General features: G+C 74.2%; 3 protein-coding genes. All 3 read left to right on the top strand.

The features are described 5' to 3' along the window. A partial coding sequence (locus ACWDAK_RS38240; protein ID WP_449806554.1) for an SDR family NAD(P)-dependent oxidoreductase occupies window positions 1-2,607 on the top strand: 2,607 nt, incomplete at its 5' end. A gap of 65 nt (window positions 2,608-2,672) precedes the next feature. Continuing rightward, window positions 2,673-14,402: an SDR family NAD(P)-dependent oxidoreductase gene (locus ACWDAK_RS38245; RefSeq protein ID WP_427395726.1), complete on the top strand. Its 11,730-nt coding sequence runs from the start codon at window positions 2,673-2,675 to the stop codon at window positions 14,400-14,402. A gap of 424 nt (window positions 14,403-14,826) precedes the next feature. Then, window positions 14,827-17,009, top strand: a 2,183-nt coding sequence (locus tag ACWDAK_RS38250) for a type I polyketide synthase (RefSeq protein ID WP_449806555.1), incomplete at its 3' end; no start/stop codon positions are given.

Genomic DNA, 17,009 nt, shown 5'->3' on the forward strand with positions numbered 1-17,009 from the left:
CTTGACGTGCTGCGTGAGGTGACTCCGCGGGCGGGTCGGGTGCCGCTGCTGTCCACGGTGACCGGCGAGCTGATCGACGGCTCCGGCATGGATGCGGAGTACTGGTACACCAACCTCCGTACCACCGTCCGTCTTCAGGAGGCCGTGGAGGCCCTGCTGGCGGACGGCTACGGCACCTTCGTCGAGGTCAGCCCGCACCCCGTGCTGGTCATGGCGGTTCAGGAGGGCATCGAGCAGAGCGGCCGTGAGGCCGCCGCGTTCGGCACCCTGCGCCGCAACGAGGGCGGTGCCCGTCGACTGCTGGCCTCGTTCGCCGAGGCATGGGTGCGCGGGGTCGCGGTGGACTGGCAGGCGGCCGTCTTCGCCGGTACCGGCACGCCGCTCGTGGACCTGCCCACCTATGCCTTCCAGCGCCGCCGCTACTGGCCCGAGGCGGCTCACGCCGAGGACCTGGCGGCCGAGCGCGCTGCCGTCCTGGACCCGGCGGAGGCGGAGTTCTGGGCCGCCGTGGAGAGCGAGGACCTGGCGTCCCTCGCGGACTCGCTGGCGCTGGCCGACGACGCGCCGCTGAGTGCCGTACTGCCCGCGCTGTCCTCGTGGCGGCGGCAGCGCCGTGAGCAGTCCACCGTGGACGGCTGGCGCTACCGGATCACCTGGCAGCCAATGGCCGACCTCCCCGCCCCCGTACTCTCCGGCACCTGGGCCGTCGTACTGCCCGAACGGCTGGCCGAGGAGGACTGGGTGGCCCAGCTGACCCGCACGCTCGGGCAGCGCGGTGCGGAGGTGCGCAAGCTCGTCGTCCCGGCCGGTGACCTGGACCGCTCCGGTCTCGACGAGCTGGTCCGCAAGCAGCTGGACGACGTGGTCGCGCCGGCCGGAGTGCTGTCCCTGCTCGCCCTGGAGGAAGAGCCGCACCCGGACCACCCGGGCCTGCCGTCCGGGCTCACGGGTACCGTCGCGCTGCTGCAGGCACTCGGTGAGGCCGCGTTCGAGGCCAGGCTGTGGTGCGCCACGCGCGGTGCCGTGGCGGTGAGCCGCGGCGAGCGGCCGACCGGGCTCGCCCAGTCGCTGGTCTGGGGCCTGGGCCGGGTGGCCGCGCAGGAGCAGCCGCAGCGCTGGGGCGGACTGGTGGACCTCCCCGAGCAGGTGGACGAGCGCGGCTTGGACCGACTGGTCGCCGTGCTGGCCGGTGCCGGGATCGAGGACCAGCTCGCGGTGCGCCCGTCCGGGGTCTTCGCCCGCCGGCTGGTGCACGCGCCCTCCGGCCTCGCCCCGGCGGAGAGCTGGCGCCCGAGCGGCACCGTCCTGGTCACCGGCGGTACCGGTGCCCTGGGCGCCCATGTGGCCCGCTGGCTCGCCCGCAGCGGCGCCGAGCACCTGCTGCTCACCAGTCGCCGCGGCCCGGACGCCGAAGGCGCGGACGAACTGCGCGAGGAGCTGACCGCGCTCGGTACCGCCGTCACCATCGCCTCCTGTGACGCGGCCGACCGCGAGGCGCTCGCGGAGCTGCTGGCCTCCGTCGAGGTGTCGGCGGTCTTCCACACCGCCGGTGTCCTGGACGACGGGGTGCTCGACCAGCTGACGTCCGACCGGATCGCGACCGTCTGCCGTCCCAAGGTGGACGCCGCGCTCAACCTGCACGAACTGACGAGGCACCAGAAGCTGGACGCGTTCGTGCTGTTCTCCGGAATCGCCGGCACGCTGGGCGACCCCGGACAGGGCAACTACGCGGCGGCCAACGCCTTCCTGGACGCCTTCGCCGAGCACCGCCGGGCCGAGGGCCTGCCCGCCACCTCGGTGGCGTGGGGCCGCTGGGGTGAGAGCGGTATGGCCGCCGACGGCGTGATCGGCGACCGGCTGGACCGCGCCGGACTGCCCGGCATGGCCCCCGAGTCGGCGATCGCCGCCCTCCAGCAGGCCCTCGACCTCGGCGACACCGTGATCGCGGTGGCCGACATCGTCTGGGAGCGCTTCGCACCCGGCTTCACCGCCGTCCGCGCCTCCGCGCTGCTGGACGAGCTGCCCGCCGTCCGCCGTGCGGCGGCGAGCACCGAAGCCGCAGCCCCAGCCGCGTCCGACGGCTCCGACCTGCGTCAGCGGCTGGCCGGCATGGCCGAACTGGAGCGCGAGCAGACGCTGGTGGACCTGGTGCGGGCGCACGCGGCGGCGGCACTGGGACACCCGACGATGGACGAGGTGGGCGCCGGCCGGGCCTTCAAGGAGCTCGGTCTCGACTCGCTGACCGCCCTGGAGCTGCGCAACCGCCTGGGTGCCGCGACCGGACTGCGCCTCCCGGCGACGCTGGTGTTCGACTTCCCGACCCCGGCCGCGCTGGCCGCCCGCCTGCGGGCGGACCTGCTGCCCGCGGGCGACCAGCAGGGCGCGGCCTCGTTCGCCGACCTCGACCGGCTGGAGGCGGCGCTGTCAACGGTCGCCGAGGACGAGGACACCCGCGCGGACGTGGCCGCCCGGCTCCAGGCCCTGCTGGCCCGGTGGAGCGGCGCCCCGCGCGAGGCGGCGGTCGAGGCCGAGGTCGCCGGCAAGCTGCAGTCCGCCTCGGCAGACGAGGTGTTCGCCTTCATCGACCAGGAGTTGGGCCTCTCCTGACCGGGTTCCCCGGCTCCGCCCGCAACAACTCGCAGTCATCGACATCTTTTGGTGAGGTTCCAACAGTGGATCAGGAAAAGCTCCTCGACTATCTGAAGCGCGTCACGGCGGATCTGCACCAGACCCGTCAGCGGCTGCGCGAGGCGGAGTCGGGGGACTCCGAGCCGATCGCCCTGGTGTCGATGAGCTGCCGTTTCGCGGGCGGAGTGAATTCCCCCGAGGAGCTGTGGCAGCTGGTGGCCGAGGGCCGCGACGCGATCGGCGACTTCCCGACCGACCGCGGCTGGGACGTCGAGTCGCTCTTCGACGAGGACCCGGAGAAGCAGGGCACCAGCTACACCCGTCAGGGCGGATTCCTCTACGGCGCACCGGAGTTCGATGCCGCGTTCTTCGGCATCTCGCCGCGCGAGACGCTCGGCATGGACCCGCAGCAGCGCCTGCTGCTGGAGGCATCCTGGGAGGTGCTGGAGCGGGCCGGGATCGACCCGACCTCGCTCAAGGGCAGCCGGACCGGCGTCTTCGCCGGCACCAACGGCCAGGACTACGGCGATCTGCTGTACGACGTCCCCGAGGGCGTGGAGGGCTACACCCTCACCGGCAACTCGGCGGCCGTGCTCTCCGGCCGGGTGTCCTACACCTTCGGCCTGGAGGGCCCGGCGGTCACCGTCGACACCGCCTGCTCCTCCTCGCTGGTCGCGCTGCACCTCGCCGTGCAGGCCCTGCGCCAGCGGGAGTGCTCGCTGGCGCTGGCCGGCGGTGTCACGGTGATGTCCAGCCCGCGCGCGTTCATCCAGTTCAGCCGCCAGCGCGGGCTCGCCGCCGACGGCCGCTGCAAGTCCTTCGCCGCCGCGGCCGACGGCACCGGCTGGGGCGAGGGCGTCGGCATGCTGCTGCTGGAGCGGCTCTCCGACGCCCAGCGCAACGGGCACCCGGTCCTGGCCGTGATCCGGGGCTCGGCCGTCAACCAGGACGGCGCGTCCAACGGCCTCACCGCCCCCAACGGTCCCTCCCAGCAGCGCGTCATCCGCCAGGCGCTGGCCTCCGCCGGGCTGACCCCGGCCCAGGTCGACGTGGTCGAGGCGCACGGCACCGGCACGGTCCTCGGCGACCCGATCGAGGCGCAGGCCCTGCTCGCCACCTACGGTCTCGAGCGCCCCCAGGACCAGCCGCTGTGGTTGGGCTCGGTGAAGTCCAACCTCGGCCACACCCAGGCCGCCGCCGGTGTCGCGGGCGTGATCAAGATGGTCATGGCGATGCGGCACGGCACCCTGCCGAAGACCCTGCACGTGGACGAGCGCTCGCCGCACGTGGACTGGTCCTCCGGCGGCGTCGCGCTGCTGGAGCAGGCCCGGCCGTGGCCGGAGACCGGTGAGCCGCGCCGCGCCGGCATCTCCTCCTTCGGCGTCAGCGGCACCAACGCCCACACCATCATCGAGCAGGCTCCCGAGCAGGCCGTCGAGTCCGAGGAACGGCAGCCCGCCGCCGGGCTGCTGCCGCACCTGGTCTCCGCCCGGACCGCTGAGGCCCTGCGCGCCCAGGCCGCCCGGCTGCGCGCCCACCTGGACACCGTCCCCGACCTCGCCCAGGCCGATCTGGCCCACTCGCTGGCCACCACCCGGGCCGCCCTCGACCACCGGGCCGCCGTCCTGGCCACCGACCGCGCCGAGCTGCTGGCCGGACTGGACGCCCTCGCCGCCGGCGAGGACGCCCCCAACCTGGTCCAGGGCGTCGCCGCCGCCGACGGCCGCACCGCCTTCCTGTTCACCGGCCAGGGCAGCCAGCGCGCCGGGATGGGCCAGGAGCTGTACCGCGAGTTCCCGGCGTTCGCCGCCGCGTTCGACGAGGTGTGCGCCGCGTTCGACGCGCACCTGGAGCGCCCGCTGCGCGAGGTGGTCTTCGGCGGCGAGGAGCTCGACCAGACCGGCTACACCCAGCCCGCGCTGTTCGCCGTCGAGGTGGCACTGTTCCGCCTGGTCGAGTCCTGGGGCCTGACCCCCGACTTCCTGGCCGGCCACTCGATCGGCGAGCTCGCCGCCGCCCATGTCGCGGGCGTGTGGTCGCTCGCCGACGCCGCCGCGCTGGTCGCCGCGCGCGGCCGCCTGATGCAGCAACTGCCCGCCGGCGGCGCGATGGTGGCGATCGAGGCCGCCGAGGACGAGGTGCTGCCGCTGCTCACCGCCGAGGTGGGCATCGCCGCCGTCAACGGGCCCACCGCCCTGGTGGTCTCCGGCGCCGAGGGCGAAGTCCTTGCGGTTGCCGGCCACTTCGAGGAGCTCGGCCGGAAGACCAAGCGGCTCACCGTCAGCCACGCCTTCCACTCGCCGCTGATGGACGGCATGCTGGACGCCTTCCGCAAGGTCGCCGAGGGCCTGGAGTACCGGCCCGCGCGCCTGCCGATCGTCTCCACCGTCACCGGTGCCTCGCTGTCCGCCGAGGAACTCGGCTCGCCCGACTACTGGGTCCGCCACGTTCGCGAGGCGGTCCGCTTCCTCGACGCGGTCCGCAGGCTCGACGACAGCGGCGTCACCACCTACCTGGAACTCGGCCCCGACGGCGTCCTCACCGCGATGGCCCAGCACTGCCTCGCCGAGGACCGGGACGGCGTCGCCCTGGTGCCCGCGCTGCGGGCCGGCCGCCCCGAGCGGCAGTCGCTGCTGACCGCGCTCGCCCGGGTGCACGTCCACGGCGCCGCGCCCGACTGGCAGGCAGTGTCGGCCGACTGGGGCGGCAGCCGGGTCGCGCTGCCCACCTACGCGTTCCAGCGCCGCCGCCACTGGCCCGAGCCGCCGGCCGGCTGGCTCGGCGACATCACCTCCGCCGGTCTCGGAGCCGCCGACCACCCGCTGCTCGGCGCGGCCGTCGCGCTCGCCGATGCCGACGGCGTGCTGTTCACCGGACTGCTCTCGCTGCAGACCCACCCCTGGCTCGCCGACCACGCCGTCATGGGCACGGTCCTGCTGCCCGGCACCGCCTTCGTCGAACTCGCCATCCGGGCCGGCGACCACGTCGGCTGCCACCGGCTTGCCGAACTGACCCTGGAAGCCCCGCTGGTGCTGCCCGAGCGCGGTGCCGTCCAGCTCCAGCTCGCCGTCGGTGAGGCGGACGCCACCGGCAGCCGCAGCTTCACCCTGCACTCCCGTCCGGAGCCCGAGGACGGTGCCGTCCGGACCGCCGAGCACGCCTGGACCAGGCACGCCACCGGTGTCCTCGCCACCGCCGGCCGTAGCGGCGAGCCGCTCGGCCAGGACAGCTGGCCGCCGGCCGGCGCCGTCCCGGTCGAGACCGAGGGCCTGTACGACTACCTGGCCGAGGCCGGATTCGGGTACGGCCCGGTCTTCCAGGGACTGCGCGCCGCCTGGCAGTCCGGCGACGAGATCTTCGCCGACGTGCGGCTGCCCGAGCAGGCCAAGGCCGACGCCCGCCTGTTCGGCCTGCACCCCGCGCTGCTCGACGCGGCCCTGCACGGCGTCGGCATGGGCACCCTGCTGCGCCCCAGCGAGTCCGGGCGGCTCCCGTTCGCCTGGAGCGGCGTCACCCTGCACGCCTCGGGCGCCGACACCTTGCGGGTCCGGCTCGCCCCGGCCGGTGAGGACGCCGTCACCGTCACCGTCGCGGACGCCACCGGAGCGCCCGTCGCCACCGTGGAGAAGCTGCTGCTGCGCCCGGTTTCGGCGGCCCAGGTGCACGCCGCGCGTGCGGTGCACCACGAGTCGCTGTTCACCGTGGAGTGGCAGCCCGCCCCGCTGGCCGGCCCGGACGCCTCCTTCGACCGCTGGGCGCTGCTCGGCGAGGACACGCTCGGCCTCGGCCTGCCCGCGCACACCGACCCCGCGCTGCGCCCCGAGACGGTGCTGACCGTGGTCCCCACCGAGCCCGGCGAGGGCGCCGAGGCCGTGCACGCGGCGGTGCGGCGGGCACTCGTCCTGGTGCAGGAGTGGCTGGCCGACGAGCGTTTCGCCGACGCCCGCCTGGTGCTGGCCACCTGTGGCGCGATGGCCGTCGCACCCGGCGAGGACGTCACCGACCTCGGCGCCGCCGCCGTCTGGGGACTGGTCCGCTCCGCGCAGTCCGAGCACCCGGACCGCCTGGTCCTGGTTGACCTCGACGCAGACGAGCGATCCCGGCAGGCCCTCGCGGCCGCCGTCGCGGCCGGTGAGCCGCAGCTCGCACTCCGCGGCGGAGCCGTCCACGTACCCCGGCTCGCCCGGGTGACCGCAGCTGACGGCGAGACCCCGGCGTTCGCACCGGAGGGCACCGTCCTGGTCACCGGCGCCACCGGCACCCTCGGCGCGCTGGTCGCCCGCCACCTGGTCACCGCACACGGTGTCCGGCGGCTGCTGCTGGTCTCCCGCCGGGGCGTCGAGGCTGCCGGAGCCCCCGAACTCCTCGCCGAACTCGCCGAGTCCGGCGCCGAGGTGACCCTGGCCTCCTGCGACGTCGCCGACCGCGCGGCCCTCGCCGCGCTGCTCGCCGAGCACCGCCCGACCGCGGTGGTGCACACCGCAGGCGTCCTGGACGACGGCATCGTCTCCTCGCTCACCCCCGAGCGGGTCGACACCGTGCTGCGCCCGAAGGCGGACGCGGCCTGGCACCTGCACGAACTGACGAAGGATCAGAACCTCTCCGCCTTCGTGCTGTTCTCGGCCGCCGCCGGCACCCTCGGCGGACCCGGCCAGGCCAACTACGCCGCCGCCAACGCCTTCCTGGACGCGCTCGCCCACCACCGCCGGGCCGCCGGCCTGCCCGCCACCGCGCTGGCCTGGGGCCTGTGGGCCGAACGCAGCGGCATGACCGGCACCCTGGACTCCGCCGACCTCGACCGCATCAACCGGGCCGGTGTCGCCGCACTGTCCTCCCGCGAGGGCCTGTCGCTACTGGACACCGCGACCGCCCTCGGCGGCGCGGCGTACGTCCCGATGCGGCTCGACCTCGCCGCGCTGCGCGGCCAGGCCGCCTCCCCGGCGCTGCCCGCCCTGCTGCGCGGACTGGTCCGCACCCCCGCCCGGCGCACCGCGCAGGCGGCCGACGCAGGGGAGGGCGGGTTCGCCCAGCAGCTGGCCACCATCCCGGCCGCCGAGCGGGCGAAGGCGCTGCTCGCCCTGGTCGCGGCACACGTCGCCGGAGTGCTCGGCCACGCCGGAGCGGACGCGATCGAGCCCCAACTCGCCTTCAAGGAGCTGGGCTTCGACTCGCTGACCGCCGTCGAACTGCGCAACCGCCTGAACGCCGCGACCGGACTGCGGCTGCCCGCGACGCTGGTCTTCGACTACCCGACCCCGGCCGCCCTGGCCGAGCAGCTGGGCGGCGAACTGCTCGGCTCGGTCGAGGCGGTGGCCGCTGCGGCCGCCACGACGGCCGCCGGGGACGACGACCCGATCGCCATCATCGGCATGGCCTGCCGCTACCCCGGTGGGGTGACCTCGCCGGAGGACCTGTGGCGGCTGGTGTCCGAGGGCGGCGACGGCATCTCCGACTTCCCCGCCGACCGCGGCTGGGACCTGGACGCGCTCTACGACGCCGATCCCGAGCGCCAGGGCACCTCCTACGCCCAACGGGGCGGCTTCCTGCACGACGCCAGCGCCTTCGATCCCACCTTCTTCGGCATCAACCCGCGCGAGGCCCTCGCCATGGACCCGCAGCAGCGGCTTCTGCTGGAGGCGTCCTGGGAGGCGTTCGAGCGGGCCGGCATCGATCCGACCAGCCTGCGCGGCAGCCGTACCGGCGTGTTCGCCGGCGTGATGTACCACGACTACGTCTCCCGGCTGCCCGCGATCCCCGAGGGCGTCGAGGGCTACCTCGGCACCGGAAGCTCCGGCAGTGTCGCCTCGGGCCGGGTTTCCTACACCTTCGGCCTGGAGGGTCCGGCGGTCACCGTCGACACCGCCTGCTCCTCCTCGCTGGTCGCCCTGCACCTGGCCAGCCAGGCGCTGCGCTCGGGCGAGTGCACGCTGGCGCTGGCCGGCGGTGTCACGGTGATGTCCACGCCGGACACCTTCGTGGACTTCAGTCGGCAGCGCGGGCTCGCCGCGGACGGCCGCTGCAAGTCGTTCTCCGCCGACGCGGACGGGACCAGCTGGGCCGAGGGAGTGGGCATGCTGCTGGTCGAGCGGCTGTCGGACGCCCGCCGCAACGGGCACCCGGTACTGGCCGTCGTACGCGGTACGGCGGTGAACCAGGACGGCGCCTCCAACGGCCTGACCGCGCCGAACGGTCCCTCGCAGCAGCGGGTGATCCGCCAGGCCCTGGCCAACGCCGGACTGTCCGCCGACCAGGTGGACGCGGTGGAGGCGCACGGTACGGGCACCACCCTGGGCGACCCGATCGAGGCGCAGGCGCTGCTGGCCACCTACGGCCAGGAGCACGCCGAGGACCGGCCGCTCTGGCTGGGTTCGATCAAGTCCAACCTCGGCCACACCCAGGCCGCCGCCGGTGCGGCCGGTGTGATCAAGATGGTGATGGCGATGCGGCACGGTGAGCTGCCGCAGACCCTGCACGTCAGCGAGCCGTCCCCGCACGTGGACTGGTCGGCGGGCGCGGTCTCGCTGCTGACCGAGGCGAAGCCGTGGCCGGAGACCGGCCAGCCGCGCCGGGCCGGTGTCTCCTCGTTCGGCGTCAGCGGCACCAACGCTCACGCGATCATCGAGCAGGCTCCCGCACAGGACACCGGGCAGAGCAGCCGGCCCGAGACCCGCCCCGGCACCGTGGCGTGGGTGCTGTCCGCGAAGACCCGCGAGGCCCTGAACGCCCAGGCGGCCAGGCTGCACCAGCAGCTGGCCGACAGCCGGATCGACCTGGCCGACATCGGCTGGTCCCTGGCCACCACCCGCGCCCGCCTCGAACAGCGCGCCGCCGTGGTCGGCAGCGACCCGGCCGAGCTGCTGCGCGGCCTGGAGGCCCTGGCCCGCGGAGCGTCGGCGGGCAACCTGGTGGAGGGCCTGGCAGCGGCCGGCACCGGCCGTGCGGCGTTCCTGTTCACCGGGCAGGGCAGCCAGCGCGCTGGTATGGGCGCCGAGTTGTACGACACCTACCCGGCTTTCGCCGATGTCTTCGACGCGGTCTGTGCGGAGCTGGACGGGTACCTGGAGCGTCCGCTGCGCGAAGTGGTGTTCGGCGGCGAGGAGTTGGACCAGACCGGTTACACCCAGCCGGCGCTGTTCGCGGTCGAGGTGGCGCTGTTCCGCCTGGTGGAGTCGTGGGGCGTCCGGCCGGACTTCCTGGCCGGGCACTCGATCGGTGAGATCGCCGCGGCGCACGTCGCCGGGGTGCTCTCGCTGGCGGATGCCGCCAAGCTGGTGGCCGCTCGTGGCCGTCTGATGCAGCAACTGCCAACCGGCGGTGCCATGGTGGCGGTCCAGGCCGCCGAAGCCGACGTCCTGCCGCTGCTCACCGACGACCTGGGGATCGCCGCCGTCAACGGGCCGACCTCGGTGGTGATCTCGGGTGCCGAGCAGTCCGTGCTGGAGGTCGCGGAGCAGCTGGCCGCCGACGGTCGCAAGACCAAGCGGCTCACCGTCAGCCACGCGTTCCACTCGCCGCTGATGGAGCCGATGCTCGCCGAGTTCCGTGAGGTCGTCGAGGGCCTCACCTTCGCCGAACCGCGCATCCCGATCGTCTCCACCCTGACCGGCTCGATCACGGACGAGCTGCACAGCGCCGAGTACTGGGTGCGCCACGTCCGCGAGGCCGTCCGCTTCCGCGACGCCGTCCAGGCCCTGGAGCGCGAAGGCGTCCGCACCTTCCTGGAGTTGGGCCCGGACGGGACCCTCTCCGCGATGGGCCAGGAGTGCGTGAGCGAGGACGCGGTGTTCACTCCCGTCCTGCGCCGCGACCGTGCCGAGGCGCAGAGCTTCACCACCGCGCTGGCCCAGCTGCACGTCCGCGGCGTGGAGCCGGACTGGCAGGCCGTGTTCGCGGGCACCGGCGCGCAGCGCGTCGATCTGCCGACCTACGCCTTCCAGCGCGAGCGGTACTGGTTGGAGGCACCTGCGCTGTGGGCCGTCGACGTCGCCTCCGCCGGTCTGGTCGCCCCCGAGCACCCGCTGCTCGGCGCCGCCGCCCCGCTGGCCGAGTCGGACGGCTACCTGTTCACCGGCCGGCTCTCCCTGGACACCCACCCCTGGCTGGCCGACCACGCCGTCTCGGGCACCGTGCTCCTCCCGGGCACCGCCTTCGTCGAGCTCGCGGTCCGGGCCGGCGACCAGGTCGGCTGCGACCGGCTGGCCGAACTCACCCTGGAGGCACCGCTCGTCCTGCCGGAGACCGGCGCGCGCCAGTTCCAGCTCTGGGTCAACCCGGCGGACGAGAGCGGCACCCGGCCGTTCAGCCTGTACTCCCGCGCCGAGGACTCCGACCCCGACGAGCCGTGGACCCGGCACGCCAGCGGCGCGCTCGCCGACGGCGTCCAGGACCAGGAGCCGGCCGACCTCACCGTCTGGCCGCCCGCCGACGCCACGGCCGTCGAGGTCACCGGACTGTACGAGCGCCTGGCCGGCGGCGGATTCGCCTACGGTCCCACCTTCCAGGGCTTGAGCGCCGCCTGGCAGCGCGGCGAGGAGATCTTCGCCGAGGTCACCCTGCCGCAGCACGCCGAGTCGGACGGCAGCCTGTTCGGAGTCCACCCCGCACTGCTGGACGCTGCGCTGCACGGCACCTTCCTCCAGCAGACCGGCGCCGAGCAGGGACGACTGCCGTTCGCCTGGAGCGGCGTCACCCTGCACGCCGCCGGGGCGACCACCCTCCGGGTCCGGATCACCCCGCAGGGGACCGACTCGGTCGCCCTCGCGCTCGCCGACGGCACCGGCGCGCCGGTGGCCACCGTGGAGTCCCTGGTCCTGCGCCCGGTCGCCACCGAGCAACTGCGCGGAGCCCGCGCCGCCCACCACGACTCGCTGTTCGAGGTCGAGTGGAGCGCGCTCCCGGCGACGGCGGGCACGGCCGGCCGCTGGGCCGTCGTCCAGGGCACCGAGCTCTCCGCCGACCTGCGCAAGGCCGGCATCGAGACCGAGGAGTACGCCGACCTCGCCGCGCTGGCCGCGGCCGTCAAGGCGGGTGCGCCCGCGCCGGACACGGTGCTCGTCCCCTTCGTCCCGGCGGAGCGGACCACCGCCGCACCGACCGCCGACGCCGTACGCGCTGCCACCCACCGGTCCCTCGCGCTCGCCCAGGCCTGGCTGGCCGACGGCTCGTTCGGCGAGGCCCGCCTGGTCCTGGTCACCCGGGGAGCCGTCGCGACGGCCGCCGGCGAGGAGCTCGCCGACCTGTCGCAGGCCGCGGTGTGGGGCCTGATCAGGTCCGCCCAGTCGGAGAACCCGGACCGCTTCGTCCTGCTCGACCTGGACACCGCCGAGTCCTCGATCGCCGCCGTCCCCGGGGCGCTGGCCGCCACCGAGACGGAACTGGCGATCCGCCAGGGCACCTGCCACGCCGCCCGCCTGGCAAGGATCCCCGTCGACGCGGCCCTCACCCCGCCCGAGGACGCCGTCGCCTGGCGGCTCGGCATCCCCGTCAAGGGCACCCTGGAGAACCTCCGGCTGATCGAGTTCCCGGCCGCCGCGGCACCGCTCGACCCCGGATACATCCGGATCGGCGTCCGCGCCACCGGACTCAACTTCCGCGACGTGCTCAACGCCCTGGGCATGTACCCGGGCAATGCCGGACTGCTCGGCCTCGAAGGCGCGGGCGTGGTCCTGGAGGTCGGCCCCGGAGTCACCGATCTCGCCGTCGGCGACCGGGTGTTCGGCATGCTCTCCGGCGGCTTCGCGCCGGTCACCGTCACCGACCGGCGCATGGTCGCCAAGATGCCCGAGGAGTGGACGTATCCCGAGGCCGCGTCCGTCCCCGTGGTGTTCCTCACCGCGTACTACGCCCTGATCGACCTCGCCGACCTGCGGGCCGGCGAGTCGATCCTGGTGCACGCCGCCGCAGGCGGCGTCGGCATGGCCGCTGTCCAGCTCGCCCGCCACCTCGGTGCCGAGGTGTACGGCACGGCCAGCCCGGGCAAGTGGGGCACCCTGCGCGACCTCGGGCTGGACGACCGGCACATCGCCTCCTCCCGCGACCTGGCCTTCGAGCAGAGCTTCCTGGCCGCCACCGGGGGCCGGGGCGTGGACGTCGTCCTCGACTCGCTCGCCCGCGAGTTCGTCGACGCCTCGCTGCGCCTGCTGCCGGGCGGCGGACGCTTCGTCGAGATGGGCAAGACCGACATCCGAGACCCCGAGCATGTCGCGGTCGAGCACCCCGGTGTCCGCTACCGGGCCTTCGACCTGATCGAGGCCGGTCCGGACCGCATCAACGAGATGCTCACCGCCGTGATCGCCCTGTTCGAGCAGGGGGCCCTGCGGCACCTCCCGGTCACCGCATGGGACATCCGCCGGGCTCCCGAGGCGTTCCGCCACGTCAGCCAGGCCAAGCACATCGGCAAGGTGGTCATCACCGTGCCCGCCCCGCTCGACCCGCAGGGCACCGTCCTGGTCACCGGCGCCACCGGCACCCTCGGCGCCCTGGTGGCACGTCACCTGGTCACCGAACACGGCGCCCGCCGGCTGCTGCTCACCAGCCGGCGCGGCCTCCGGGCCCCCGGCGCGCCCGAACTCGCCGCCGAACTGGAGCAGCTGGGAGCCGAGGTCACCGTCGCGGCCTGCGACGCCGCCGACCGCGACGCCCTGGCCGCCCTGCTCGCGGAGCTCGCCCACCCGCTCACCGCAGTGGTGCACACCGCCGGAGTCATCGACGACGGTGTGGTGGCCTCCCTCACCCCCGATCGGGTGGACACCGTGCTGCGGCCCAAGGTGGACGCCGCGCTCAACCTGCACGAGCTCACCGCCTCCGCCGACCTCGCGGCGTTCGTCCTGTTCTCCTCCGTCGCCGGCACCTTCGGCGGCGCCGGACAGGGCAACTACGCAGCCGCCAACGCCTTCCTCGACGCCCTCGCCAGGCAGCGCAGCGCGTCCGGCCTGCCCGGCCTCTCGCTGGCCTGGGGCCTGTGGGCGGAGAGCAGCGGCATGACCGGCACCCTGTCGGAGGCCGACCTGCAGCGGATGGCCCGGGGCGGTATCACCCCGCTCGCCTCCGCCCAGGGCCTGGCCCTGCTCGACACCGCCGCCACCGTCGGCCGGCCCGCCCTGGCCCCGATGGGCCTGGACGTCGCCGGACTGCGCAACCACGCCGACCCCGCCGCCGTGCCGCCGCTACTCCGTGGCCTGGTGCGCACGCCGGTGCGCCGCGCCGTACGGGCGGCGGCCGCCGGCGCGGCCGAGGGGCCGAGCCTGGAGCAGCGGCTGGCGGGGCTGGGGGAGGAGGAGCGCCGCAAGCTCCTGCTGGAGCTGGTCTGCACCCAGGTCGCGGCCGTGCTCGGACACCCGGGACCGGAGGCCGTCGAGCCCGAACGGGCCTTCAAGGAGCTGGGGTTCGACTCCCTCACCGGCGTCGAACTGCGGAACCGGATGAACGCGGCCACCGGACTGCGTTTCTCCGCGACCCTGGTCTTCGACCACCCGACCCCTGCCGCGCTAGCCGAGCTGCTGCTCGCCGAGACCGCACCGGCCGCCCCCGCGGAGCCGCTGCTGGCCGAACTCGACCGCCTGGAGGCCGCGTTCGACGCGGCCCCGGCACCCGACGGAGAGGCCCGAACCGCGCTGGCGGCCAGGCTCCAGGCGCTGCTCGGCCGGCTGTCCGCCGGGGCCGCCACCGAGCCGGCGGCTCCGGCCGTCGACACCGAGCAGCTCAAGGGCGCCTCGGACGAGGAACTGTTCGCCTTCATCCACGAGCAGCTCGGCCGGTCGCAGGCAGACGGCTGACCGCTCGGCGCGAGCCGCTGACCGCTGACCGCGGATGCGGCCCCGACCCGGACGCCATCGGTGTCCGGGCCGGGGCCGGCCGCGTTGGCAGCGGCGCCCCGGGTTCCCAGCCCTCGCGGCCGGGTACGTCGGTCCGTACCCGTCCCCGCTTTTCCGGGTCGGCCCATATTCCGGCTATTGCCGAAGCGGTGGCCCCTAGGGGCCGGATAGGGGTTGAGGCCAGATCCGGCCGAACCATAATCTCGGATCGCGAATTGCAATAGGCGATCCCGGCGAAGCTCCTGGTGCCCGAAGTTGCCGACAACTTCGCCCAGGGGCTTTCCTGCATGTCGTCGGCCGTTGCCGAGAGAGCTGCGAGTTCCTGTCGGTGAAATCCGTCGAAACGATGTGAGCCGACTGGATGCGTTGAAGAGGTGGGCATTTAATGGCGAATGAAGAAACGCTTCGTGACTACCTCAAGTGGGTCACGGCCGATCTGGCCCAAACCCGCCAGCGTCTCCAGGAGGTGGAGGCGGCGGACCACGAGCCGATCGCGATTGTCGGAATGAGCTGCCGGTTCCCCGGCGACGTCACTTCCCCGGAAGAGCTCTGGCGGCTGGTCAGCGAGGGCCGCGACGCCGTCGACGGATTCCCCGTCAACCGCGGTTGGGACCTCGACTCCATCTACCACCCGGACCCCGAGCACCCGGGCACCTCGTACGTCAACGAGGGCGGATTCCTGCACCGGGCAACCGAGTTCGACCCGGCGTTCTTCGGTGTCTCGCCGCGCGAGGCGCTGGGCATGGACCCGCAGCAGCGGCTGCTCCTGGAGACCTCCTGGGAGGCGTTCGAGCGGGCGGGCATCGACCCGGCCACGCTGCGCGGCAGCCGCACCGGTGTCTTCGCCGGCGTCATCTACCACAACTACGCCGCCCGGCTGCACTCCGTCCCCGAGGGCGTCGAGGCGTTCCTGGGCACCGGCAGCTCCGCCAGCATCGCCTCCGGCCGGGTGGCCTACGCCCTGGCCCTGGAAGGACCGGCCGTCACCATCGACACGGCCTGCTCCTCCTCCCTGGTCGCACTGCACCTCGCCGTGCAGTCGCTGCGTTCCGGTGAGTCCACGCTGGCCCTGGCCGGCGGTGTCACCGTGATGTCCACCCCCGAGGCGTTCGTGGACTTCAGCCGCCAGCGCGGACTGGCCGCCGACGGGCGCTGCAAGGCGTTCTCGGCCGACGCGGACGGCACCGGCTGGGGCGAGGGTGTCGGCATGCTGCTGCTGGAGCGGCTGTCGGACGCCCGCCGCAACGGGCACCCGGTACTGGCCGTGGTGCGCGGTACGGCGGTGAACCAGGACGGCGCGTCCAACGGTCTGACCGCGCCGAACGGCCCCTCCCAGCAGCGGGTGATCCGCCAGGCGCTGGAGAACGCACAACTGACGGCCCGTCAGGTAGAGGCGGTCGAGGCGCACGGCACCGGCACGGTCCTCGGCGACCCGATCGAGGCCCAGGCCCTGATCGCCACCTACGGCCAGGACCGCCCCGAGGGCCGTCCGCTCTGGCTCGGCTCGGTCAAGTCGAACCTCGCCCACACCCAGGCGGCCGCCGGTGTCGCCGGTGTGATCAAGATGGTGCTGGCCATGCAGCACGGAGTGCTGCCGCGGACCCTGCACGCCGGTGAGCCGTCCCCGCACGTCGACTGGGCCGAGGGCTCGGTACGGGTGCTCGCCGAGGAGCAGCCCTGGCCGGAGACCGGCGAGCCGCGCCGGGCCGGTGTGTCCTCGTTCGGCTTCAGCGGTACCAACGCGCACGCGATCCTGGAGCAGGCTCCCGCCACCGAGACGGCGGCGGCCGAGGAGCCGACCGGGTCTCCCGTGGGGCTGCCCTGGACGCTGTCCGGCCGGACGGCGGAGGCACTGCGCGAGCAGGCCGGACGTCTGCTGGCCCGGGTGGCCGCCGAGCCGGAGCTCTCCCCGGTCGACGTGGGTTTCTCGCTGGCGACCACGCGTTCGGTGTTCGAGCACCGGGCTGTGCTGGTGGGTTCGGGGCAGGACGAGCTCTGTGCGGGTCTGGAGGCGTTGTCGCGGGGTGAGTCTGCGGCGCGGTCGGTGGTCGGCGTGGCCGGTACGGCCGGTCGGGTGGCGTTCCTTTTCGCGGGGCAGGGGAGCCAGCGGGCCGGTATGGGCCGGGAGCTGTACGAGGCGTTCCCGCATTTCGCCGAGGCTTTCGACGCGGTGTGTGCGGAGCTGGACGGGCATCTGGAGCGTCCGCTGCGTGAGGTGGTGTTCGGCGGCGAGGAGTTGGATCAGACCGGTTACACCCAGCCGGCGCTGTTCGCGATCGAGGTGGCGCTGTTCCGCCTGGTGGAGTCGTGGGGTGTGCGGCCGGACTACCTGGCTGGGCACTCGATCGGCGAGCTGGCCGCCGCGCATGTGGCGGGTGTGCTCTCGCTCACGGATGCGGCCAAGCTGGTGGCGGCTCGCGGCCGCCTGATGCAGGCGCTGCCGGTTGGTGGTGCGATGGTGGCGGTGCAGGCCTCCGAGGACGAGGTGCTGCCGTTCGTCTCCGGCGAGGTGGGCATCGCGGCGGTCAACGGGCCGTCGTCGGTGGTGATCTCGGGTGCCGAGCAGGC

The sequence above is a fragment of the Kitasatospora sp. NPDC001175 genome (assembly GCF_053598215.1).